General features: G+C 74.7%; 23 protein-coding genes. 15 read left to right on the forward strand and 8 right to left on the reverse strand.

The window, feature by feature from the left end; all coding sequences use genetic code 11:
- Positions 1-67: 67 nt before the first annotated feature.
- From EV384_RS29505 to EV384_RS29535, 7 genes are all read left to right on the forward strand, one after another.
- Positions 68-799, forward strand: coding sequence for a TetR/AcrR family transcriptional regulator (locus tag EV384_RS29505; RefSeq protein WP_130338444.1), 732 nt, complete (start codon positions 68-70; stop codon positions 797-799).
- A 70-nt stretch (positions 800-869) separates the two neighbouring features.
- Positions 870-1,358, forward strand: coding sequence for a YbaK/EbsC family protein (locus tag EV384_RS29510; RefSeq protein ID WP_130338446.1), 489 nt, complete (start codon positions 870-872; stop codon positions 1,356-1,358).
- A 29-nt stretch (positions 1,359-1,387) separates the two neighbouring features.
- Positions 1,388-2,161, forward strand: coding sequence for a monooxygenase (locus EV384_RS29515; protein WP_130340892.1), 774 nt, complete (start codon positions 1,388-1,390; stop codon positions 2,159-2,161).
- Positions 2,158-2,730, forward strand: coding sequence for a GNAT family N-acetyltransferase (locus tag EV384_RS29520; protein ID WP_130338448.1), 573 nt, complete (start codon positions 2,158-2,160; stop codon positions 2,728-2,730). Before EV384_RS29515 ends, EV384_RS29520 begins: the two co-directional genes overlap by 4 nt.
- On the forward strand, positions 2,730-3,545 hold the full coding sequence (locus EV384_RS29525) for a carotenoid biosynthesis protein (protein ID WP_423202974.1): 816 nt from the start codon (positions 2,730-2,732) through the stop codon (positions 3,543-3,545). Before EV384_RS29520 ends, EV384_RS29525 begins: the two co-directional genes overlap by 1 nt.
- Entirely contained in the window at positions 3,542-4,666 is a 1,125-nt protein-coding gene (locus EV384_RS29530; RefSeq protein WP_130338452.1) for a glycosyltransferase family 2 protein, read from the forward strand. The genes EV384_RS29525 and EV384_RS29530 overlap by 4 nt, the downstream gene beginning before the upstream one ends.
- 11 nt (positions 4,667-4,677) lie before the next feature.
- Positions 4,678-6,165, forward strand: coding sequence for a phytoene desaturase family protein (locus tag EV384_RS29535; protein WP_130338454.1), 1,488 nt, complete (start codon positions 4,678-4,680; stop codon positions 6,163-6,165).
- Between the two features lie 33 nt (positions 6,166-6,198).
- Here EV384_RS29535 and EV384_RS29540 read toward each other — a convergent pair whose 3' ends face one another.
- Positions 6,199-6,888: a CDP-alcohol phosphatidyltransferase family protein gene (locus EV384_RS29540; RefSeq protein WP_130338456.1), complete on the reverse strand. Its 690-nt coding sequence runs from the start codon at positions 6,886-6,888 to the stop codon at positions 6,199-6,201.
- 46 nt (positions 6,889-6,934) lie between these two features.
- Positions 6,935-7,852 carry a methylenetetrahydrofolate reductase [NAD(P)H] gene (gene metF / locus EV384_RS29545; RefSeq protein WP_130338458.1) on the reverse strand — a complete coding sequence of 306 codons (918 nt, stop codon included), beginning with the start codon at positions 7,850-7,852 and terminating at the stop codon, positions 6,935-6,937.
- Positions 7,853-8,088: 236 nt separating this feature from the next.
- Between metF and EV384_RS29550 the strand changes: the two genes are divergently transcribed.
- Positions 8,089-9,579, forward strand: a complete 1,491-nt coding sequence (locus EV384_RS29550) for an NsdA family TPR-like regulatory protein (RefSeq protein WP_242624353.1) — start codon at positions 8,089-8,091, stop codon at positions 9,577-9,579.
- A gap of 9 nt (positions 9,580-9,588) precedes the next feature.
- Positions 9,589-10,671 (forward strand): polyprenyl synthetase family protein, encoded by a 1,083-nt coding sequence (locus EV384_RS29555; protein ID WP_130338460.1) that lies wholly within the window; start codon positions 9,589-9,591, stop codon positions 10,669-10,671.
- Between the two features lie 149 nt (positions 10,672-10,820).
- On the opposite strand, the gene EV384_RS29560 is transcribed toward EV384_RS29555, so the two are convergent.
- Entirely contained in the window at positions 10,821-11,210 is a 390-nt protein-coding gene (locus EV384_RS29560) for an Rv2175c family DNA-binding protein (protein ID WP_130338462.1), read from the reverse strand.
- Positions 11,211-11,377: 167 nt separating this feature from the next.
- Here EV384_RS29560 and pknB point away from each other — a divergent pair, with 167 nt between their 5' ends.
- Positions 11,378-13,363: a Stk1 family PASTA domain-containing Ser/Thr kinase gene (pknB, locus tag EV384_RS29565; RefSeq protein ID WP_130338464.1), complete on the forward strand. Its 1,986-nt coding sequence runs from the start codon at positions 11,378-11,380 to the stop codon at positions 13,361-13,363.
- The gene (locus EV384_RS29570; protein ID WP_130338466.1) at positions 13,360-14,220 is read left to right on the forward strand and encodes a deoxyribonuclease IV; all 861 of its coding nucleotides are present in this window, start codon (positions 13,360-13,362) and stop codon (positions 14,218-14,220) included. Before pknB ends, EV384_RS29570 begins: the two co-directional genes overlap by 4 nt.
- 129 nt (positions 14,221-14,349) lie before the next feature.
- On the opposite strand, the gene EV384_RS29575 is transcribed toward EV384_RS29570, so the two are convergent.
- The 3 genes from EV384_RS29575 to EV384_RS29585 all read right to left on the reverse strand — a co-directional run bounded on the left by EV384_RS29575 (position 14,350) and on the right by EV384_RS29585 (position 17,350).
- Entirely contained in the window at positions 14,350-15,378 is a 1,029-nt protein-coding gene (locus tag EV384_RS29575; RefSeq protein WP_130338468.1) for a threonine aldolase family protein, read from the reverse strand.
- The gene (locus tag EV384_RS29580; RefSeq protein ID WP_130338470.1) at positions 15,371-16,777 is read right to left on the reverse strand and encodes a class II 3-deoxy-7-phosphoheptulonate synthase; all 1,407 of its coding nucleotides are present in this window, start codon (positions 16,775-16,777) and stop codon (positions 15,371-15,373) included. Before EV384_RS29580 ends, EV384_RS29575 begins: the two co-directional genes overlap by 8 nt.
- A gap of 102 nt (positions 16,778-16,879) precedes the next feature.
- Entirely contained in the window at positions 16,880-17,350 is a 471-nt protein-coding gene (locus tag EV384_RS29585; RefSeq protein ID WP_423202926.1) for a hypothetical protein, read from the reverse strand.
- A gap of 150 nt (positions 17,351-17,500) precedes the next feature.
- Here EV384_RS29585 and EV384_RS29590 point away from each other — a divergent pair, with 150 nt between their 5' ends.
- Together EV384_RS29590 and EV384_RS36550 are read left to right on the forward strand one after the other, a co-directional pair.
- Entirely contained in the window at positions 17,501-18,388 is an 888-nt protein-coding gene (locus EV384_RS29590; RefSeq protein ID WP_130338474.1) for a lytic polysaccharide monooxygenase, read from the forward strand.
- A 406-nt stretch (positions 18,389-18,794) separates the two neighbouring features.
- Entirely contained in the window at positions 18,795-19,055 is a 261-nt protein-coding gene (locus EV384_RS36550) for a helix-turn-helix transcriptional regulator (RefSeq protein ID WP_242624354.1), read from the forward strand.
- A gap of 71 nt (positions 19,056-19,126) precedes the next feature.
- Here EV384_RS36550 and EV384_RS29600 read toward each other — a convergent pair whose 3' ends face one another.
- Positions 19,127-20,764, reverse strand: a complete 1,638-nt coding sequence (locus EV384_RS29600) for a glycosyl hydrolase family 18 protein (RefSeq protein WP_130338476.1) — start codon at positions 20,762-20,764, stop codon at positions 19,127-19,129.
- A 145-nt stretch (positions 20,765-20,909) separates the two neighbouring features.
- On the opposite strand from EV384_RS29600, the gene EV384_RS29605 reads away from it, so the two are divergent.
- A complete protein-coding gene (locus EV384_RS29605; protein ID WP_130338478.1) occupies positions 20,910-21,398 on the forward strand; it encodes a glutathione peroxidase in 489 nt (162 codons plus the stop codon).
- A gap of 71 nt (positions 21,399-21,469) precedes the next feature.
- Here EV384_RS29605 and EV384_RS29610 read toward each other — a convergent pair whose 3' ends face one another.
- Positions 21,470-22,273, reverse strand: a complete 804-nt coding sequence (locus EV384_RS29610; RefSeq protein ID WP_130338480.1) for an SGNH/GDSL hydrolase family protein — start codon at positions 22,271-22,273, stop codon at positions 21,470-21,472.
- 237 nt (positions 22,274-22,510) lie between these two features.
- Between EV384_RS29610 and EV384_RS29615 the strand changes: the two genes are divergently transcribed.
- On the forward strand, positions 22,511-23,200 hold the full coding sequence (locus EV384_RS29615) for an NADPH-dependent F420 reductase (protein ID WP_130338482.1): 690 nt from the start codon (positions 22,511-22,513) through the stop codon (positions 23,198-23,200).
- The last annotated feature ends 15 nt before the right edge of the window (positions 23,201-23,215 follow it).

Raw genomic sequence — 23,215 nt, forward strand, 5'->3', positions numbered from 1 at the left:
TGTCCGTTGGATACAGAGTACTCTAGACACAGTTTTGGTTCCCGACAAGACCGATCGAGGGAGGCCCATGGACCGGGCGGGTGCCGGTGGCGCGCCGGACAAGCGCACGCTCTACGAGCTGCTGTGGGGGACGCCGAGCCCGCCACGGCGTGGGCCCCGCCCCACGCTGACCCTGACGGCGATCGCCCGGGCCGGCATCGCGATCGCCGACGCCGACGGGCTCGACGGCCTGACCATGCAGCGGGTCGCCGAGTCCCTGGACGTGACCAAGATGGCGCTGTACCGGTACGTCCCCGGCAAGGCGGAACTGGTCGCCCTCATGATCGAGACGGCGGTGGGCGAACCCCCCGCGCCACCGGAGGGCGCCGGCTGGCGCGACCAGCTCGACGACTGGGCCCGGCAGCTGTTCGACCGCTTCCGGCGGCACCCCTGGGCCCTGGCGGCCACCGTCGGCGCCCGGGTGATGGGCCCGAACGAGCTCGGCTGGCTGGACCGGGCCCTCGCCGCCCTCACCGGCACCGGCCTGAACGGCGGCGAGATGCTGGACGTCGCGGTGCTCCTGCTCGGGCACGCCCGCAACCTGGCCCAGCAGGTGGCGGCGATGGACACCGGCACGCCCGAGCAGGCGCTGGAATCCGGCCTGGCGGCCCTGCTCCGGGGCCAGGAGGAGCGCTTTCCGGCGCTGATCGCCGCGGTCGGGTCGGCGGCCGCGCACGCCGCCCAGGACCAGGCCCTCGACTTCGGACTGGCCCGCATCCTCGACGGCGTCGACCTCCTCATCCGGACCCGCCACCCCTGACCCCCCGCCGGGTGGGAGTTGCGGCGTGGTCGGGTGAACCGGGGACGGTGGACCGGGAAGAATGACCGGCATGCAGCCACATCCGAACGTGCAGGCGGTGCAGCGGGCGCTCGACGACGCGGGCGCGCGGGACGGCGCCGGCGACGCCAGCCAGGTTCGTCTGCTGCCCGAGGCGGTGCACACCGCCGCGGCGGCGGCCGAGGCGCTCGGCGTCGGCGTGGGCGCCATCGCCAACTCGCTGATCTTCGACGCGGACGACGCGCCCCTGCTGGTGCTCACCTGCGGCGCGCACCGGGTGGACGCCGCCGGCCTGGCCGCGTCCATCGGGGTCACCCGGCTGCGCCGGGCGACCCCGGAGTTCGTCAAGGAGCACACCGGTCAGGTGATCGGCGGGGTCGCCCCGGTCGGCCACCCGCGGCCGCTGCGCACCCTGGTCGACACCGCCCTGCAGGAGTACGACGAGGTGTGGGCCGCGGGCGGGGTGCCGCAGGCGGTCTTCCCGACGACGTACGCCGAGCTGCTGCGGATCACCGCCGGGACGCCGGCCGACGTGGCGTGAGCGAGTCGACGGGCGAGGACCACGCCCCGATGTCGCGATTCACCGGCGAGCGCCGGCCGGCCACCGCCCGCGACACCAGCCCGGAGCTGGTCACCCTGCACGTGTGGCGGATCCCCCGGACGGCCGTCCCCGGGGCGCTGGCCCGAATGGCTACGCATCCGCTGCGGCTGCGCCTGACCCGCGGCGTACGGTTCGGCAAGCTGCTCGGCACCGGGACCGGCACCGGTTTCGGTCCCGGCGACGCCGATTTGACCCGGTGGGCGGCGCTGGTGGCCTGGGATTCCGCGACCGCGGCCGCCGGCTTCGACGCCTCGCCCGTGGGCCGTTCCTGGGCTCGCATCGCCCGCTCGTCGGTACGGGTCGACCTGCGCCCGCTCACCAGCCGCGGCGAGTGGTCCGGCGTCCGCCCCTTCGGCGACCCGCCCGGCGGCCGGGTCGACGGGCCGGTGCTGGCGCTGACCCGGGCCCGGCTGCGGGCCCGCCGGGCGGTCACCTTCTGGCGGGCGATCCCGCCGGTCGCCGCCGCCCTGCACGCCGCGCCCGGGCTGCTCGCCCGGTTCGGCGTCGGCGAGGCCCCGCTCGGCTGGCAGGGCACGGTGAGCGTGTGGCGCGATCCGGCGGACCTGGTGGCGTTCGCGTACCGTCACCCGGAGCACCGCGCCGCGATCACCCGCACCCCCACCGAGGGGTGGTACGCGGAGGAGCTCTTCGCGCGGTTCGAGGTGCGCGACGTGGCGGGCGACCGGACGGTGCTCGGTTGGGTCGCCGAGGGCGGTCCGGAAACGGCGAGAGGACGCGCATGAGGTTGGTGCGGTGGACGCCGGACGATCTGGTCCGGCGGCTGGACGACGTGGTGGCCGTCTACGGCGAGGCGATGGGCTACCGCGCCGACCTGCTGGATGCCCGGCGCGGCTACATCGGCACCCACGTCCGCCGCCCCGGCTTCCGGGCCGTCGCCAGCCTCACCACCGAGGGCCACCTGGCCGGCTTCGGGTACGGCTACCTCGGCGCCGCCGGCCAGTGGTGGCACGACCAGGTGTACCGGGCGCTCGACGGCGACGCCCGGCGACGGTGGCTGACCCACTGCTTCGAGGTGGTGGAGTTGCACGTCCGGCCGCCCGCGCAGGGGCACGGCCTGGGCGCCGGCCAGCTGCGCGCGCTGCTCAGCATGGCGGAGGGGACGACGACCCTGCTCTCCACGCCGGAGGCCGACGAGCAGAAGTCCCGGGCGTGGCGGCTGTACCGCCGGTTCGGCTTCGCCGACATCCTGCGCCACTTCCACTTCCCCGGCGACGAGCGGCCGTTCGGCGTGCTCGGCCGGGACCTGCCGCTGCCCGCGCCGGCCACCGCCCCCGGCCCCGCCGCGCCGTGATCCCGCGGCGGCTGCCCTGGGCGCTGCTGGCCGTCCTGGTCCTCGCCCAGATCTGCTACCCGCTCACCGACGGCGCGACCCGGGCCGGGCTGACCGTGGCCACCGTCGTCCTCGGGTACCTGCTCTCGGTCGGCCACGCACTGCTCAGCCGGGGTGCGCGCACGGCGGGGGCGCTGGTCGCGGTGGCCACCGGCGGCGGGTTCGCGATCGAGGCGGTCGGGGTGGCCACCGGCGTCCCGTTCGGCAGCTACGACTACTCCGGTGAGCTGGGACCGAAGCTGGCCGGGGTGCCGCTGATCATCCCGCTCGCCTGGACCTGGATGGCCTGGCCGGCCTGGCTGGCCGCGGTCCGGCTCACCTCGTCCCGACCCGGGCGGATCGCGCTGGCCGCCGTCGGGCTGGCCGCCTGGGACCTCTTCCTCGACCCGCAGATGGTGGCCGAGGGGTACTGGGTGTGGCGGGACGCCACCCCGGCGCTGCCCGGGCTGCCCGGCATCCCGGTCAGCAACTACCTCGGCTGGCTGCTCTTCGCGGTGCTGCTGATGAGCGCGCTGCGCCCCCTCGCCGGGGCCACCGCCGACCGCACCGACGGGCGGGACGCGCCGATGTTCGGGCTCTACCTGTGGACGTACTTCTCCAGCGTGCTGGCGCACGCGGTCTTCCTCCGCCTGCCCGCCTCGTCGGTCTGGGGCGCGGCCGGCATGGCGGTGACCGCCCTGCCCCTGGCCGGGACGCTGCTCCGCGCCCGGCGCGACGGCACCGACCGGCGGGAGCCGCACCGGGCGCCACGCCCCGGCGTCGACGCGGCGGCATGACCGCCGTCCTCGCCCTCGTCGCGGTCGCCGCGCTCACCGCGCACACCTGGGTCAACGCCACCCGCTGGCTGCGCCGCCCCGACGCCGGTCCGGTCGAGGTGACCGAACCGGTGGCGGTGCTGCTGCCGCTGCGCGACGAGGCCGACCGGGTGGAGCCGTGCCTGCGCGCGCTGCTCGCCCAGCGGGGCGTGCCCGGGCTGCGGATCGTGGTGCTCGACGACGGATCCACCGACGGCACGGCCGACGTGGTGCGCGCGGTGGCCGGCGACGACCCGCGGCTCACCCTGCTCACCGGGGTCGCCCCGCCGCCGGGCTGGCTGGGCAAGCCGCACGCCTGCTGGCAGCTCGCCACCCGCACCGACCCGGGCGCCACCGTGCTGGCCTTCGTCGACGCCGACGTGGTGCTCACCCCGTACGCCGTCGCGGCGGCGGTGACCGAGCTGCGCGCGGCCCGGGCGGCGCTGCTGTCGCCGTACCCCCGGATCCTGGTGCGCGGCGGGGCCGACCGGCTGGTGCAGCCGCTGCTGCAGTGGCTGTGGCTGACCTTCCTGCCGCTGCGCGCGATGGAGCGCTCGCCGCGGCCGTCCCTGGCGGCGGCCGGCGGGCAGTTCCTCGTCGTCGACCGGGCCGGCTACCTGCGGGCCGGCGGGCACGCGGCGGTCGCCGACAAGGTGCTGGAGGACATCGAGCTGGCCCGGGCGGTGAAGTGCTCCGGCGGCCGGATCGCCCTCGCCGACGGCTCGAAGCTGGCCGCCTGCCGGATGTACGAGACCTGGCCGCAGCTGCGCGACGGCTACACCAAGTCGCTCTGGGCCTCCTTCGGCCACCCGGCGGCGGCGGCGGTCGTGGTGACGCTGCTGCTCCTGCTCTACACGGCTCCCCCGCTGGTCGCGGTCGCGGCGCTGGCGGCCGGCGCGCCGGTGGTGGCGGCGCTCGCCCTGGCCACCTACGCGCTGGGCGTCGCCGGACGGGCGCTCAGCGCCCGGGCCACCGGCGGGCGGGCCTGGCCCGACGCGCTGGCACACCCCGTGTCGGTCGTGGTCCTCGGTTGGCTGACATTCCGGTCGTACCATCTGCGGAAGCGGCGCCGGCTGTCCTGGCGGGGCCGCCCGGTCAGCTAGGAGGACACGGCATGGCGCGGATCGTGGTCATCGGCGCCGGCGTGGGTGGCCTGGCCACCGCGGCCCGGCTGGCCGTCACCGGGCACGAGGTCACCGTCTTCGAGCGGGCCGACACCGTGGGCGGCAAGCTCGGCCGGTACGCCCACGACACCCCGGCGGGGTCGTTCCACTTCGACACCGGGCCGAGCCTGCTCACCCTGCCCCAGGTCTTCCACGATCTGTTCGAGGCGACCGGGGCCAAGCTCGACGAGTACCTCGACCTGACCCCGCTGGACCCGATCGTCCGGCACGTCTTTCCCGGCGACGGGCCCGCCCTGGACTCGTGCGCCGACCCGGCCGAGTTCGCCGCGCGGATCGGCGCGGCCCTCGGCGACCGGGCCGCCGCCGACTGGCAGCGGCTCTGGCGGCGCGCCGCCCGGGTCTGGGAGGCGTCGCACCGGGACATCCTGCGCCGCGCCATCGACTCCCCCCGCGACCTGGCCGGGCTGGCCTGGCGGCTGGGCGACCTGGCCGCCATCGGGCCCGGCCGCAGCCTGCGCGGGCTGGGCCGCAAGCACCTGTCCGACCCCCGGCTGCGGATGCTGCTCGACCGGTACGCCACCTACACCGGCGCCGACCCGCGCCGGGCCCCGGCCGCGCTGGTCGCCGTCCCCTACGCCGAGCTGGCCTTCGGCGGCTGGTACCTGCGCGGCGGGCTGGGCACCCTCGCGGACGCGCTGCTCTCCCGCTGCCTGGACCTCGGCGTGGTCGTGCAGACCGGCGCCACGGTCACCCGGATCGACGCCGTGGGCGGCCGGGTCCACGGCGTACGCCTCGCCGGCGTCGCCGCGCCCGTCCCCGCCGACGTGGTGGTGGCCAACGTCGACGCGCTCACCGTCTACCGGGACCTGCTGCCCAGCCCCCGCCGGCTGGCCGGGCTGACCGACCGCAGCCTGGCCGGCTTCGTGCTGCTGCTCGGGGTCCGCGGCGACTCCGGGCTGGCCCACCACAACGTCTTCTTCCCCCGCGACCACGACGCCGAGTTCGACGCGGTCTTCGGCGACCCGGGGCGCGGCATCCGGGCCCGGCCGGCGGTCGACCCGACCGTCTTCGTCACCGTCGCCGACGACCCGATGGTCCGCCCGGACGGGCACGAGGCGTGGTTCGTACTGGTCAACGCCGCCCGGCACGGCACCGCCCCGGGCGCGGTCGACTGGCGTCGCCCGGGGCTCGCGGAGTCGTACGCCGACCGGATCCTCGACGTGCTCGCCGAGCGGGGCGTGGACGTGCGGGACCGGCTGGTGTTCCGGGAGATCCGTACCCCGGCCGACCTGGACGCCGCGACCGGCGCGCCGGGCGGGACGATCTACGGCACCGCGGGCGGGCTGCTCCGCCCGGCCAACCGGGGTCCGGCCCACGGGCTCTGGCTGGTCGGCGGCTCCAGCCACCCCGGCGGCGGCCTGCTGATGGTCACCATGTCGGCCCAGATCGTCGCCGAGGAGATCGGCCCGGCCTGGTAGCACCGCCCCGTCCGTGGTGCGCGTGGGGGCGAGTCAGCCGGCGTCGATCAGCGCCCGGCGGACGGCGGAGAGAAGCTGCCCCAGGCCGAATCCGGCCAGCAGCACCCACACCGTGGTGGCCATCGTGATCGTGCCGGCGGGGAGATCCACGTCGATCAGCCCGGTCAGCCCGGCGACCAGCAGCCCGACCAGGGCCACGCAGACCCGGGTGGGGCGCTCCCCCACGGTCACCGCGCCGATCTCCCGCATGCCCGCGGAGACCGCCCGGGCCCGGACGTACTCGTGCAGCCAGGAGAGGCCACCGGCGGCGGCGACCAGCGCGCCCGGCGCGCCGAGCAGCCAGAACGCGGTCAGCCAGGCGGCCTCGCCCAACCGGTCGGCGACCGAGTCGTAGACGTAGCCGAGCCGGGTGGTCCGGTTGGTCGCCACCGCCACCGCGCCGTCGACGCTGTCCGCCACCGCGGCGAGCAGCACGAACAGCGCCCCGAGCAGCGGCCCGTCCCCGGTGCGGCCGACGAACAGCGGCACGCAGAGGCAGAGCAGCACCCCGACCACGGTGACCGCGGTCGGGCCGACCCGCAGCCGGCCCAGCACGTACCCGACGTGGTAGGCGAAGCGCAGCCAGGCGCGGACCACTGGCGCCGCCACCCGGGGGTCGAACCCGCCGTGCAGCCGCGCCCACGCCGTCGCGTACTGGTCCCAGTTCAGCTGTGTGCCCACCACGGGATCAACCGTAGAAGGACGCTGCCGGTGTCGGCGGGACGGATGGTCACACCCGCGTGCCGGCCTGGAGGTGCTGCCAGACCTCGCGGGTCGCGGTGGACCGGTTGAGGGTGATGAAGTGGATCCCCGGCACGCCCTCGTCGAGCAGCTTCGCGCACATCTCGCTGGCCTGCTCGATGCCGAGCCGGCGGACCGCATCCGGGTCGTCGGCGACCCGCTGGAACCGCTCCGCCAGCGCGGGCGGGAACGGCGCCCCGGAGAGCTGCACCGACCGCTCGATGGTGCCGATCTGGGTCACCGGCATCACCCCGGCCAGGATCGGGGTGTCGCAGCCGGCCGCGGCGACCCGGTCCCGCAGCCGCAGGTAGTCGTCGGCGTCGAAGAACATCTGGGTGATGGCGAACTCCGCCCCCGCCCGGCACTTGCGGACGAAGTGCGCGGTGTCGCTGGCCACGTCGGGCGAGCGCGGGTGCTTGTACGGGAAGGCGGCCACCCCGACGCTGAAGTCACCGGCGTCGCGGACCAGCCGGACCAGGTCCTCGGCGTACTGCACGCCCTGCGGGTGGGGCACCCACTCGCCGCCCGGGTTGCCCGGCGGGTCGCCCCGCACGGCGAGCACGTTGCGCACCCCGACACCGGCCAGCCGGCCGATGACGTGCCGAAGCTCGGCGACCGAGTGGTTGACCGCGGTCAGGTGCGCCATCGGCAGCAGGGTGGTCTCGGTGGCGATCCGCTCGGTCACCGCGACCGTGGTGTCCCGGGTCGACCCGCCCGCGCCGTAGGTGATCGAGACGAACGAGGGACGCAGCGACTCCAGCTCGCGGATCGCCTGCCAGAGCAGCCGCTCCCCCTGCTCCGTCTTGGGCGGGAAGAACTCGAAGGAGAAGGTCGGCTGGCCAGCACGGATCAGCTCCCCGATCGCCGGCTGGGGATTCGGGAGGACCGAGGGGAGACCGAGCGCCACGCACCGACTCTAGCGGTCCGCGCTCGAGGCACCCATGAGCTTCCCAGCGGGCGGACGGCGGCCGCCGGGAGCGTCGTACCCGGGGGGTAAAACCGGGGCAGCGCGGTGGGGCCGGCCGGTGGCCGGTCCCCGGGGGGCCGCGCGGGGGTCAGCACGATCCGCGACGCGGAGGGTCCGGTCCAGGTCTGGCCGGGTGTCCGCGCCGCCTGACCGCGCCGACGCCCACTGGAGGACCGATGACCCCGTTCCCGCCACCCGGCCCGCGCCTGCTCGGGCCGCTCCTGGCCGAGCTGCGGCTGGCCCGCCGCTGGAGTCAGCAGCGGATCGCCGCCGAGCTCTGCGCCGCCTCCGGCGTGCCCACCCTCACCAGGCACGAGGTCTCCCGCTGGGAACGGCAGCTCCGGCTCCCCGGCGGCTTCTGGCTGGGCTGGCTCGCCGTCGTCCTCGACGTGCCGGGCGAGCTGCTCGCCGAGGCCGCGGCGCGCAGCCGCCACCCCGGCGACGCGTCGGCGACCGCCCGGGGCGGCGCCCGGTCACGGGCGGCGCTGCTGGCCCTCGCGCAGCGCTGGCTGGCCGATCCGGCCGGCTCCGCGCTCGGCGGCCCGGCGCTCGGCCGGCTGGCCGGCCACGCCCGCACCGGGCCGGCCGCCGCGCCCGGCGTGGCCGACCCCGGGCCGGCGGGGACGGGCCCGGAGGCGGCCGGGCCGGGCCTGCGCGTCGGGCCGGGCGGGAACGGGCCGGGCGGGGTCCGGTCGGGCGCCGACGACCTGGCCGAGCTGCGCCGGTGGGACGACCTGCTCGGCGGGGCGGACCTGGCCGGTCACGCGGCCCGCCGACTCCGCCGGGCGGCCCGGACGCTCTCCGGCGCCGGCCCGGGAACGCGCCGCCGGCTGCTGCCGGTCCTCGCCGAGGCGGCCCAGCTCTCCGGTTGGCTCGCCGCCGACACGGGCGACCTGACCGGTGGCCTGGACGCCTACCGGTTGGCACTGCGCGCCGCGATCGCCGCCGGTGATCCCGCCTTCGCCGGGCACGTGCTCGGGTCGGCCAGCCACCTGCTCGCCGGCGCCGGGGACGCGGCGGGTGCGCTGACCCTGGCCCGTACCGGGTACGCCGGGGCCCGCGGCGCCGCCTCGCCCGGGCTGCGGGCCCTGCTGCTGCACCGGGTGGCGCTGGCCGCCGCGCTCGGTGGGCGGCAGCGGGCCGCCCGGCAGGCCCTCGCGGCGGCTGGCCGGCTGACCGGACCGGAGCCGGGCCGCGAACCGCCCTGGCTCTACTGGCTCGACGACGCGGAGCTGGCGGCGATGACCGGGCGCACCCTCGTCGCGCTGGGCCGCCCCGGACCCGCCGCACCGCTGCTGCGCCCCGCCGTGCACGGTCGGGGCCGCCCGCGCCGCGCGGCGGTCTACGGCGCCTGGCTGGCCCGGGGCCACCTGCAGCTCGGCGAGGTGGAGCAGGCCTGCGCGGTGGCCGGCGACGCGCTGCTGGACGCCGTCCGGTCGGGCTCGCCCCGAGCGGTCGGCCAGCTCACCGACGTACGCCGACGGCTCGCCGCGCACCGCGACGAGCCGGCGGTACGGCGCTACGCCGCGCTCCTCGCGGCGGCCCGCCCGTACCTGCCGGTCGGGGCGGCGGCCGCACCCGGACCGGCCCGCGTCCGGCCACCCCGGTCGACGCTCCGCGCGGCGCGCCGACCCGGCGATACGACGCGACCAGCGGGGACCGGCTAGCGTTCTGGCGTGACCCACGCTGCTCCCGTCTCCCCCGTCGACCGCGCCGGCCTGCGTCAGCGGATCGACAAGGCCCTGACCGAGTTCCTCGCCGGCCAACGCGGCTGGATGACCGGTGTCGACGACGCCCTCGCACCGGTCGCCGAGGCGATCGAGGCGTTCGTGCTGGGCGGTGGAAAGCGACTCCGGCCGGCCTTCGCCTACTGGGGCTACCGGGGCGCCGGCGGCGTCGACTCCGACCAGGTGGTGACCACCCTCGCCGCGCTGGAGTTCGTGCAGGCCAGCGCCCTGATCCACGACGACCTGATGGACCGCTCGGACACCCGGCGCGGCGAGCCGGCGGTACACCGGCGGTTCGCCGCCCGGCACCGCTCGGCCGGCTGGGGCGGGGACCCGGACGGGTTCGGCGACGCCGCCGCGATCCTCCTCGGCGACCTCTGCCTGGTCTGGTCGGACGAGCTGCTGCACTCCGCCGGCCTCGACCCGCGCACGGTGGCCCGGGCCCGGCCGGTCTTCGACGAGATGCGCACCGAGGTCACCGTCGGGCAGTACCTCGACGTGCTGACCCAGGCGACCGGGGACACCTCGCTGGAGCGGGCCGGCAAGGTCGCCCGCTACAAGTCGGCGAAGTACACCGTCGAGCGGCCGTTGCTGCTCGGCGCCGCGCTGGCCGACGCGCCGGCCGAGGTGCGGTCGGCGTACTCGGCGTACGGGCTGCCGCTGGGCGAGGCGTTCCAGCTCCGCGACGACGTGCTGGGGGTCTTCGGGGATCCGGCGCAGACCGGCAAGCCGGCCGGTGACGACCTGCGCGAGGGTAAGCGGACCTACCTGGTGGCGGCGGCCCTGGAGGCGCTCGACGACACCGGCCGGGAGCTGCTGCTCGGCGGCCTCGGCGACCCCGGGCTCGACGGCGCCGGGGTGGCCCGGCTGCGCCAGTTGATCATCGACAGCGGCGCGCTGGCCCGCGCCGAACAGCGGATCGGCGCGCTGACCGAGAGCGCCCTGGCCGCCCTCACCACGGTCGACCTGGACACCGAGGCCCGCCAGGCCCTCGTCGACCTGGCCATCGCCGCCACCCGCCGCACCGACTGACCCAACCCCGGCCCCGGCCCGCCCGCCCGCCCGCCGGCCCGGCCCGGCCGGCCCGCCGGCCCCGGTGATCATGAAGTTGTTGTCACGACACGCCGGTGTCACGGGCAACAACTTCATGATCACCGCACCGAAGGGCGGGCGGGGTGGGGTCAGAAGCCGAGGGCTTGGGCGCGGCGCTTGACCTCGCGGGCCAGGTCGCCGCCGAGGGCGACGGCGGGGGTGCCGGGGAGGGTGGGATCCTCCTCGTAGAGCCAGCGCAGCGCCGCGTCGTCGTCGTAGCCGGCGTCGGCGAGCAGGTTGAGCACGCCGGGCAGGTGCTTCTGCACGGTGCGGTTGGCCACCAGGTCGGCGGGGATCCGGCGGACGCCGTCGCGGCGTACCGCGATGAGCTCGCGGTCCCGGATCATCTGGTGGACCTTGCTGATCGACAGGTCGAGCCGTTCGGCGACGTCCGGCAGGGTCAGCCAGGCGGCCGGGTCGGTCGGTCCGGGCAGGTCCGCGCCGGTGGCGGCCTGGTCGGCGGGTACGGAATCGGTCACCCGACCACCCTGCCACGTGCCCGGTACGGACCCGGCAACGGCACCCCCGTCGGACGCGGCGGCCGGGAGCCCGGCGGCGGGGCGAGCGCGGCGGGACGCAGCAGGTCGGGCGCCGGCTGTAGCATCCTGTTCAACCTTCACCCTTCCGACACATAGACTGCCTGCCGATGGACACACAGGTCGCCGACACGTTGCTGGGCTCGCTGATCGACGGGCGCTACCGCATTCGCGGTCGCGTGGCCCGTGGCGGCATGGCGACCGTGTACACCGCCACCGACGAGCGCCTCGAGCGCACCGTGGCGGTCAAGATCATTCATCCGACCCAGGCCCCCGAGGCCCGGGCCCGGATGGCGGGCTTCGTGGCACGGTTCACCGACGAGGCGAAGACCATCGCCCGGCTGACCCACCCGAACGTGGTCGCGGTCTACGACCAGGGCACCCACGGCGGCCTCCCCTACCTGGTGATGGAGTACGTCCGCGGGCGCACCCTGCGCGACGTCCTCGCCGAGCGGCGCCGGCTCAACCCGGACGAGGCCCTCGCGATCGCCGAGCAGATGCTCGCCGCGATCGCCGCCGCCCACCGGGCCGGCCTGGTGCACCGCGACGTCAAGCCGGAGAACGTCCTGGTCGCGGAGGCGCCCGCCGGCGGCCCGGCCAACCTGGTGGACAGCGTCGTCAAGGTCGCGGACTTCGGGCTGGCCCGGGCGGTCGAGGCGAGCGCCGAGGAGGAGAACGGCAACCAGCTGATGGCCACCGTGGCGTACGTCGCCCCGGAGCTGGTCACCGAGGGGCGCGCGGACACCCGCACCGACGTCTACTCGGCCGGGATCGTGCTGTTCGAGATGCTCACCGGCCGGGTCCCGTACGACGGCGACCGGCCGGTGGACGTGGCCTGGCAGCACGTCGACCGGGACGTGCCGGTCCCCTCGACGCTGGTGCCCGGCCTGCCCCGGGCACTCGACGACCTGGTCGCCCGGGCCACCCGGCGCGATCCGGGGGCCCGCCCGGCCGACGCCGGCGCGCTGCTGGCCGAGGTGCAGGTGGCCCGGGACGACCTGGGCAACGCGAACTCGCACACCACGGTGCTGCGCCGGCTCGGCGACGACACCACACCGATGTCCCAGCCGACCATGGCGGTGGCCGCCGTCCGCCCCGCCGAGCGGCCCGCCTGGGCCCGGCTGCCCGAGGGCGGCGGGCAGCGCCCGCACCGCCGCCGGGCCGCGCCGGAGAGCGGCGACCTGGGCGCCCGGCTGACCGGGCTGCGTACCCGCGTGCTGGGCTCGCCCCGCGGCCGGCTGGCGATCGCCGCGGCGGCCGTGGTCCTCGGCCTGGTGGCCGCGGTCGGCGGCTGGTGGTTCGGGGTGGGGCGGTACACGGTCGCCCCGCAGCTGGTGAGCCTGAGCAAGGCCGACGCGGAGGCGCGGGCCGCCCGGGCCGGCTTCCCCCTCGCCTACGCCGAGCCGCGGTACGACGAGAAGGCGCCCAAGGACAGCGTGCTCGGCCAAGACCCGGTCTCCGCGGCCCGGATCGTCAAGGGCGGCACGATCACCCTCACCTTGTCGCTCGGGCCGGAGCGGCTGCCGGTGCCCGACGTGCTGGGCAAGGACTTCGAGCTGGCCCAGGCGGAGCTGACCGACGCCAAGCTGGTGGTGGCCAAGGGCACCGCCCGGTACGACGACAACCTGCCCGCCGGGGTGGTGGTGGCCACCGACCCGAAGGTGGGCACCGTGGTCAAGCCGGGCAGCAAGGTCACCGTCGTGCTGAGCAAGGGCAAGGCCCCGATCTCGGTGCCGAACCTGGTCGGCAAGAACGTCAACGAAGCCCGGGCGACGCTGGCGCAGCTCGGGTTGACCCCGGTGGAGACGTACAAGGACTCGGACAAGCCGAAGGACGAGGTCCTCGGTCAGAGCCCGGCGGACGGCACCGGCGTGGAGAAGGGCGCCCAGGTCAAGCTGCAGATCAGCAAGGGCCCCGCGGCGGTCGTCGTCCCCCGGGTGATCGACCTGCCCTGTCAGCAGGCGAAGCAGGTGCTGGAGAGCCAGGGCTTCCCGACCAGCATCCAGCTCAACCCGAACGGCGTGGCCCGCTTCCAGAACCCGGGCGAGAACTCGCAGGTGCCCCCGGGCACCCCGGTCACGATCACCTGCCTGTGAACGCGCACCGGCCGGTCGGCTCACACACTCCCACCTCCGGTGGCCTGGCGAAGGCGGCCCTGCCGTACGTCGAGGCGACCGGCTCCGAGGTGGTGCAGGTCTACGTCTCCAACTCGCGCGGCTGGGCGCTGCCGGCGGGGGATCCGGCCCAGGACGCGCTGTTCCGGGACGGCTGCGCCGAGCGTGAGGTGCCGGTCTTCATCCACGCGTCGCTGCTGGTGAACCTCGGCTCCCCGACCCCGGCGACGGTGGAGAAGTCGGCGCTGACCCTGGCGCACGCGCTGCGCCGGGGGGCGGCGATCGGCGCCCGGGGCGTGGTGTTCCACGCGGGCAGCGCGGTCGACGCCGGGCACGCGGAGGCGGCGATGCGGCAGGTCCGCGAGGCGCTGCTGCCGCTGCTGGACGAGGCGGCGGCGACGGGCGGCCCGATGCTGCTGGTCGAGCCGAGCGCGGGCGGCGGCCGGTCGCTCGCCTCCCGGGTGGAGCAGCTCGGCCCCTACCTGGACGCGGTGGACCGGCACCCCGGGCTGGGGGTCTGCTTCGACACCTGCCACGCCTGGGCGGCCGGGCACGACCTGGCCGCCGAGGGCGGCATGACCGCGACGCTGGACGCCCTGGTGGCCACCGTCGGGCCGGGCCGGCTGAAGCTGGTGCACGCCAACGACTCGAAGGACCTCGTCGGCTCGACCCGGGACCGGCACGAGAACATCGGCAAGGGCAGCATCGGGGAGCCGGCGTTCGCCGAGCTGATGCGCCACCCCGCCACCGCGGGAATCCCGATCGTGGTGGAGACCCCCTCAGAGAAGCACGTCGGCCACGCCGCCGACATCGCCACCCTCAAGCGCCTCCACCCCTGACCCACCGAAGGCCCTGCCCGCCGCCATGCGCGGCCTTGTCGATCAAGAAGTTTGCGTCGGCCCGGAGCCGGAACCAGGCGCAAACTTCTTGATCAACACGTCGAGGGCGGGCCTGAGCGCCCGGGGGGGTCAGGCGCGGAGGAGGTGGGTGAGGGCGGTGGCCGCGCGGTCGATGGCGGCGTCGTCGACGTCCATGTGGGTGACCAGGCGGGCGGTGCGCGGGCCGAGCACCGAGATCAGCACGCCCTCCGCCCGGGCCGCGGCGGCGAGGGTCTTCGCGTCCAGCGGGTGCTTGGTCAGGTCCAGCGGGACGATGTTCGTCCGGACCGGAGCGGCGAGCACACCGAACGGGGCGATCGCCTCGGCCAGTCGGGCCGCCTTGGCATGGTCGTCGGCGAGCCGGTCGACGTGGTGGGCCAGGGCGTACCGGCCGGCGGCGGCGAGGATGCCGACCTGCCGCATGCCGCCGCCCATCCGCTTGCGGACGAACCGGGCCCGGGCGATCTTCTCGGCGCTGCCGACGACGAGCGAGCCGACCGGTGCGCCGAGGCCCTTGGAGAGGCAGACCGAGATGGTGTCGAAGAGCGCGCCGTACTCGGCCAGCGGCACGCCGTCGGCGACGTGCGCGTGCCAGATCCGGGCGCCGTCGCAGTGCAGGGCGAGGCCGTTGTCGTCGGCGACCCGGCGCAGCTCGCGCAGGCTGGCAAGGGGGATCACCCCGCCGCCGCCCCGGTTGTGGGTCTGCTCGACGGCGATCGCCCGGGTGGGGACGGCGAAGTAGCCGTCGGGCCGGATCATCCCGGCGACCAGGTCCGGGTCGATCTCCGCGCCGACCGCCGGCCAGGTCCGCGACGAGATTCCGCCGTACGCGGCCGCCGCCCCGATCTCGTAGGTGACGACGTGCGCGTCGGCGTCGCAGAGCAGCTCGTCGCCGGGAGGCACGACGAGCTGGAGGGCGATCTGGTTGGCCATCGAGCCGGTCGGGGCGAAGAGCGCCGCCTCGTGCCCGAAGAGCGCGGCGACCTCGGCCTCGAGCGCGGCGACGGTCGGGTCCTCGCCGTAGACGTCGTCGCCGACCTCGGCGGTCGCCATCGCCTCGCGCATCCCGGCGGTGGGCCGGGTCACCGTGTCGGACCGAAGATCAACAAGATCAGCCACGCAGCATCTCCGCAACCAGGAAGGCCAGCTCCAGCGACTGCTGGGTGTTCAGTCGCGGGTCGCAGGCGGTTTCGTACCGGTCGGGCAGGTCGAGGTCCTCGATGCCCTGGGCGCCGCCGAGGCACTCGGTGACGTCCTCGCCGGTCAGTTCGACGTGCAGGCCGCCCGGGTGGGTCTCCAGGCCGCGGTGCACCTCGAAGTAGCCGAGCACCTCGTCGACGATCCGGTCGAAGTGCCGGGTCTTGTAGCCGTTCGAGGACTCATGGGTGTTGCCGTGCATCGGGTCGCACTGCCAGACCACCTTGGCGCCGGCCGCGGTGACCTTGGCGACGATCGGCGGCAGGGCGTCCCGGACCCGGTGGTTGCCCATCCGGCTGATCAGGGTGAGCCGACCGGGGATGTTGTCCGGGTTGAGCTTCTCGCAGAGCTCGATCGCCTCGTCCGGGGTGGTGGTCGGGCCGAGCTTCACCCCGATCGGGTTGGCGATCCGGGAGATGAAGTCGATGTGCGCCCCGTCGATCTGCCGGGTCCGCTCGCCGATCCAGAGGAAGTGCCCGGAGAGCCCGTACGCCCGCTCGCCGGAGACCCGGGTGAGCGCCCGGTCGTACTCCAGGGCGAGGGCCTCGTGCGAGCAGTAGAGGGTGACCGTGCGCAGCGCCTCGTCGTCGGTCATCCCGCAGGCCCGGATGAAGGCCAGCGCCCGGTCGATCTCCCGGGCGATCGCCTCGTAGCGCTCGCCGGCCGGGGAGTTCTTGACGAAGCCCTTGTTCCAGTCGTGCACGGCGTGCAGGTCGGCGAGGCCGCCGGCCAGGTACGCCCGGAGCATGTTCATCGCGGCGGCCGAGTTGGCGTACGCCCGGATCATCCGCTGCGGGTCGGCGACCCGCGCCTCCGGCGTCGTCTCCAGCGAGTTGATCATGTCGCCGCGGTAGGCGGACAGGCCGCGCGCGTCGGTCGGCAGCGACCGGGGCTTGGTGTACTGGCCGGCGACCCGGGCCACCTTGACCACCGGCAGCGACGCGCCGTAGGTCAGCACGATCGCCATCTGGAGCAGCGTGCGGGCGTTGGCCAGCAGGTGGCTCTCGGTGTTGTCGGCGAAGGTCTCGGCGCAGTCGCCGCCCTGGAGCAGGAACGCCTTGCCCTCGCAGACCAGCGCGAGCCGCTGCCGGAGCTGGTCGACCTCGTAGGGCGCGACGACCGACGGCACGGTGTCGAGCACCTTGCAGACCTCCGCGACCTTGGCCTCGTCCGGCCAGGGCGGGGTCTGCGCCCGGGGCAGCTCCCGCCAGCGGTCGAGGCCGAGGGCCGCGTCCTCGGCGGAGTCGACGGTCGGACGACTGGTCTGCAGGCCCGGGCTGCCCACCGCGGGGTGACTCAGCTGATGCCACTCATGGCGCATGACAGAAAGCGTACGGCGACAGTCGGGGCTGCCCGCCGCCGAGGGGGACGGTTCCGGCAGATGAGAGATCACCGACACCGGCAGGTCAGCGCCGGTTACCGGTCAGGGGGTGGTGGCCGGCTCGGGGGTGTTGCCGCCCTGGGCCTCGGCGGAGATGCACCAGTCGGCGCCGCTGCGGGTGACGGTGAAGAGCAGCGGCCGGGTGGCCTTGCGGCTACCGACGGCGACGGTGACCGCGGTGCTGACCACCTGCCCGCGCGGGCTGGACCGGACGTCGGTGATGGTCGCCTGCGGGACGGTGAAGTGGTCGGCGAAGTCGCCGTTCGGGCCGGTGGCGGCGGCGTCGAAGGGCTTCTGCATGGGGACGCAGAGCTGGCTGCGGCCGGCGTCGACGTCCTTGGCCGCCATCGCGTCGAGGTACGCCTGCACCCGTTCCCGGGACTTGGCGGCGGCCTCCTCGGCCGGCGCGCGCTGCGCCTGGGTGGCCGGGGCCTGGGTGTCGTCGTCCCCGCCGAGGCCGCAGCCGGCCAGGGTGAGCGGCAGGAGCGCGAGCAGGGCTACGGCGCTCGCCACCCTCGGGTGCGTCAGGCCCATCGGTCCCCTTCCATCGGCGCGGACATCGGGACATGCCGAGCGGCGAGTCTGTCACATCGACGCCCTTGCATGTCACGCCCGGCATGCCCGAAACTTTTAGTTAACTTTCCTTACGAATAGGGAGGACCCATGAACCGACGACGCAGGGCCCTGACCGTCGCGGCGATCGGCGGCATCCCCATCCTCGCCTGCCTGGCCCTGGTCAGCCAGGCCGGCGCGCACGGCAGCATGCAGTCTCCGGTCAGCCGGACGTACGCCTGCTTTCTGGAGGGCCCGGAGTCGCCGGACACCGACGCCTGCCGGGCGGCGGTGGCGGCCGGCGGTACCCAGGCGCTCTACGACTGGAACGAGGTCAACATCGCCGACGCGGCCGGGCGGCACCGCCAGCTCATCCCGGACGGCCACCTGTGCAGCGCCAACCGGGACAAGTACCGCGGCTTCGACCTGGCCCGCGCGGACTGGCCGGCCACCGCGCTCCCCTCCGGCGACACCTGGACCTTCGCCTACCGGGCCACCGCCCCGCACCGCGGCACCTTCGAGCTGTACGTCACCCGGGACGGTTACGACCCCACCCGTCCGCTGCGCTGGGCGGACCTGGAGCTGTTCCACACCGCCACCGACCCGGCGCTGACCGACGGGGCGTACCGGATGACCGCCCGGCTGCCGCACCGCGCCGGGCGGCACCTGGTCTACTCGATCTGGCAGCGCTCGGACAGCCCGGAGGCCTTCTACACCTGCTCCGACGTCACGTTCGGCCAGGTCACCCCGACCACCGCCCCGCCCACCACCACTCCCCCGCCGACGACCTCCCCCTCGCCCACCACGCCGCCCCCCACCACGACCGCGCCGCCGTCGGGCACGCCGACGGCCGGGGCCCCGGCCTGGCAGCCCAACACGCCGTACGCCCTGGGCGCGCTGGTCAGCTACGCCGGCCGCACCTGGCAGTGCCGGCAGGCGCACACCTCGCTCACCGGCTGGGAACCGCCGAACGTGCCCGCCCTCTGGCTCGCCGCCTGAGCCACCGCGGCGGGGACTGTGTTCGGCGAGTGGAACGCCATGGGTGCCACAGCACCCCGGTGACACCCATGGTGTTCCACCGGACGCGGCACGCCCACACCCCACCGGCGGGGTCGGGGCGCGTCCGCGGCGCGGGCCGGCCGCGCCGCGGACCGCCCAGGAGCCGGACGCGCGGGCGGGGCACGGGGGTGGGCTGGTTACGCTGCTGGGGACGGCGTCCGCCCGCTTCGCCGCTCCTGGAGGTGGCCGGTCGTCCTGGCCGTGGCGTCGGTCGACACCGCAGGGCTGCCCGCGGCGGAGCGCTTCGACTTCTGGCGGGAACCGGTCGCCCGCGAGTCGGTGCCGGCCCGGATCAGCAGCGGGCACGCGGCGGCACCTGACCGATCCGGAGCTGACCCCGGCCGCCGTGGCCGAGGCGCACCACCTGTCACTCCGGTCGCTGCACCGGCTCTTCGAGGGCAGCGGCACGACCGTCGCCGCGCTGATCCGTACCGGCCGGCTGGATTGCTGCTACCGCGACCTGGCCGACCCGCGACTGCGGCACCTGACGGTGCGGCAGGTCGCCGCCCGCTGCGGCTTCCGGGATCCGGCCCACTTCAGCCGGGCGTTCCGGGCCGCGTACGGGCTCTCGCCCCGGGAACACCGCGAGCGGGCCGGACGGGGCTGACCGCACGCGGGCGGGGAGGGACCGGTGCGTGGTCCCTCCCCGCCGTGTGGGGTGGTGCGTCGGCGCTCGGCTCAGCCGAGACCGCCCTTGATGGCGCCGATCAGCTCGCCGTTGCCGGTGTCGCCGGAGAGCTCCCAGAAGAACGCGCCACCGAGGCCCTGGTTCTTCGCGTAGGTCATCTTGCCGCCGATGGTGGACGGGGTGTCGTAGCCCCACCAGTTGCTGCCGCACTTCGCGTACGCGGTGCCGCCGACGGTGCCGGTGGCCGGGCAGGTGTTCTTCAGCACCTTGTAGTCCTCGATGCCCTGCTCGTAGGTGCCCGGGGCGGGACCGGTGGCGGTGCCGCCCGGGGCCGACTGCGTCACCCCGGTCCAGCCCCGACCGTAGAAGCCGATGCCGAGCAGCAGCTTGTTCGCCGGTACGCCCTTGCTCTTGAGCTTCTGGATCGCGGCGTCCGAGTTGAAGCCCTGCTGCGGGATGCCTGCGTACGAGGTGAGCGGCGAGTGCGGGGCGGTGGGGCCCTGCGGGTTGAAGGCGCCGAAGTAGTCGTACGTCATCGGCATCAGCCAGTTCAGGTTCGGTGCCGCGCCGGCGTAGTCGGTGGCGTCGATCTTGCCACCGGTGCTGCCGTCGGCGGTGATCGCCGCGGTGACCAGCGCCGACGAGCCGAACCGGGTGCGCAGGGCGCTGATCACGTTCTTGAACGCGTTCGGGCCGCTGCTGTCGCACTGGAGGCCGCAGGCGTTGGGGTACTCCCAGTCGATGTCGATGCCGTCGAAGACGTCCGCCCAGCGCGGGTCCTCGACCAGGCTGTAGCAGGAGTCGGCGAACGCGGCCGGGTTCTGCGCGGCCTGGGTGAAGCCGCCCGACCAGGTCCAGCCGCCGAAGGACCAGATCACCTTCAGGTGCGGGTACATCTTCTTCAGCTTGCGGAGCTGGTTGAAGCTGCCGCGCAGCGGCTGGTCCCAGGTGTCGGCGACACCGTCCACACTGTCCGCCGCGGTGTACGCCTTGTCGTAGTCGGCGTAGCTGTCACCGATGGCGCACCGGCCGCCGGTGGTGTTGCCGAAGGCGTACAGGATGTGGGTGAGCTTGGCGGCGGACCCGCTGGTGTGGATGTTCTTGACGTGGTAGTTGCGGGCGTAGACGCCCCACTCGGCGAAGTAGCCGACCACCTTCTTGTCCCCGGTGGGCGGCGGCGCGGTGGGCGGGGTGGTCGGTGAGGTCGTCGGCGACGCCGTGGGTGAGGCGGTCGGGGAGGCCGTCGGCGAGCTGGTCGGCGAGGGCGGGGTGGTGGTCGGGGTGCCGCCACCCGAGCAGGACCCGCCGTTGACGGTGCAGTTCAGCGGCGCGGCGTACGGGCCGGTGCCGTTGTAGCCCCAGCTGAAGCTGGCCCCCGGGGCGAGCGGGCCGGCCCAGCTCTTCTTGACCGCGACGTAGTGGTTGCCGCTGCTGGTGACGTCGGCGTCCCAGAAGGTGCTGATCGTGGTGCCCGACGGCAGGTCGAACTCGATGCGCCAGGTGTCGACGCTGGCGCTGGTGCCGTTGGTGACGGTCACCTTCGTCTCGTGACCGGTCCCCCAGTCCTGCACCTTGGCGAACGTGGCGGTCACGCTGCCGGCGGCGGAGGCGGTGGCCATCGGCACCGCCGCGACCGCCAGCGCGACCACGGCACCGGCCCAGAGGGACCGGCGGAGCGATCTCTTCATGTGGCGTCTCCCCAAACAGTTAGGAAACTTTCCAGATTGGATGCTGAGACGCTACTCACGCCGTCATCACTTCGTCAAGATGTGCATACATCGATTTCTTCGGGCCTCGCCCACGCCCCTCCGGGGAGCGCGTAGCCTCGGCGGCATGACCGTTTTCGACGTCCAGATCGACGCCCTCACCGGCGGCCCCGCCGACCTCGCGCGGTACCGGGGCCGCGCCCTGCTGGTGGTCAACGTGGCCTCGCGGTGCGGGCTGACCCCCCAGTACTCCGGCCTGCAGGCCCTCGCCGACGAGTACGCCGACCGGGGGCTGACGGTGCTCGGGGTGCCGTGCAACCAGTTCGCCGGTCAGGAGCCCGGCACGGCCGCCGAGATCGACGAGTTCTGCCAGGTCAACTACGGCGTGACGTTCCCGCTCACGGAGAAGGTCGACGTCAACGGGCCGGACCGGCACCCGCTCTACGCCGAGCTGGTCGCCACCCCGGACGCCGAGGGGCACACCGGCGACCTCCGGTGGAACTTCGAGAAGTTCCTGGTCGCCCCGGACGGCACGGTGGCGGCCCGGTTCGCCCCGACGGTGACCCCGGACTCCCCCGAGCTGCGAACCGCCGTCGAGAAGGTCCTCCCCGCCTGACGCACTGATCGCGGGATCCGACAGCGCGCTCGCGTCCGGGACGGGACCGGCCCGTCCCGGACGGAGCTCGGTCAGCCGGCCGCGCCGCGGAAGACCGGGTAGTAGCCGCCCGCCTGCCCGGCGGCGGTCGGGTGGTAGGAGATGCCGAGGTTGGTGTAGTTCAACGCGTGCAGCCACTTCTCGCCGTAGCTGCAGAGCTGGTGGCCGACGAAGATCGACCGGACGTCGGCGAATGTGAAGCCGGCGGCGAGGGCGGCGCTGCGGGTGATGTCGTCGACCAGGTTGATGCCCTCGTTGATCTTCGCGCGAGAGGTGTCGCTCAGGCCCACGCAGAGAGTGTTGAGCTGGTAGAAGACCGGGTACCCGACGACCACCACCCGGGCCGAGGGGGCCCGGCTCTTGATTCCGTTGTAGACGGTGGCCAGCAGACCGGCCAGGTCGGCGCGCGCCTTGTCCTCGGCGACCTGGACGGCGGCGACGCACTCGGTGGTGCCGTAGAGCACGCAGGTGGTCATGATGTTGGCGAACCCGACGTCGTTGCCGCCGACCGTGACGCTGACCAGCGTGGTGGTTGAGCCGAGGGCGGCGAGCTGACTGTTGACCACGTCCGTGGTGCGCGCACCCGAGCAGGCCACCGAGCGGTACGAGGCCGGCTGGACGTTGGTGTTGTAGAGGGCGGGGTAGGCGTTGGTGCTGCGCTGACAGGAGCCACTCTCGGTGGTGTAGCTGCCGGCGCCCACGCCGGAGGCGTACGAGTCGCCGAGAGCGACGTACCGGTCGGTGGCGGCGGCCTGGGCCGGGACGGCCAGGGCGAGCGTGGCGCCGAGGGACGCCGCCAGACTGAGGGCGAGGGTGACGAGACGGGATCTCCGCACGTGGCACTCCTGGGGGTGGGAAGTGGTGGTGCGAGATAGATATCAATAGATCTACACCCGGCGGAAGCCCGTAGATTCGCGCGGGAAGCCCATAGAGATCAATTGATATAAATCATTGCCAGTCCGTATGCTGTGACGTGAAGGATTTCGTCATCAGGCCCCCTCGGCGACGCATCGCCGAATAACCAAGCGCCGTGGTCGGGAATGCCGCCGCCGGGCGTCGGGTTGGCAACGGACATGACAACTGTGGGACTGATCGGCAGCGGCAACATCGGCGGCACCGTCGCCCGACTGGCGGTCGCCGCCGGTCACGACGTGGTGCTCAGCAACTCACGCGGACCCGAGACCCTCAAGGAGCTGGTGGACGAGCTGGGCCCCCGGGCCCGCGCGGCCACCCCCGCCGAGGCGGCGGCGGCCGGTGACCTGGTGGTGGTCACCATCCCGCTGCGGAACTACCGCGCGGTGCCCGCCGAGCCGCTCGCCGGCAAAATCGTCATCGACACGAACAACTACTACCCCGAGCGGGACGAGCGGTTCCCGGAGCTGGACGACGAGTCCACCACCACCAGCGAGCTGCTCCAGCGGCACCTACCGCAGTCACGGGTGGTCAAGGGCTTCAACAACATCTACTTCAAGCACCTGCTCGCCCTGGCCCGGCCGGCCGGCGCGGCCGACCGGACCGCCCTGCCCATCGCCGGCGACGACGCGGCCGCCAAGGCCACCGTCACCGCGTTCCTCGACTCGCTCGGGTACGACGCGATCGACGTCGGCGCGCTCGCCGAGGGATGGCGCTTCCAGCGCGACACCACCGCGTACGCCGCGCTCTACTCGGCCGATCCGGCCAACGACTGGGAGCGGCCGGCGCCGGTCGACGCGGAACGGCTGCGCGCCGCCCTCGCCGCCGCCCGCCGGTACGCCGACAGCTGACCAGCCGGGCCGGGG

The organism is Micromonospora kangleipakensis, from assembly GCF_004217615.1.
Classification (GTDB): Bacteria; Actinomycetota; Actinomycetes; order Mycobacteriales; family Micromonosporaceae; genus Micromonospora; species Micromonospora kangleipakensis.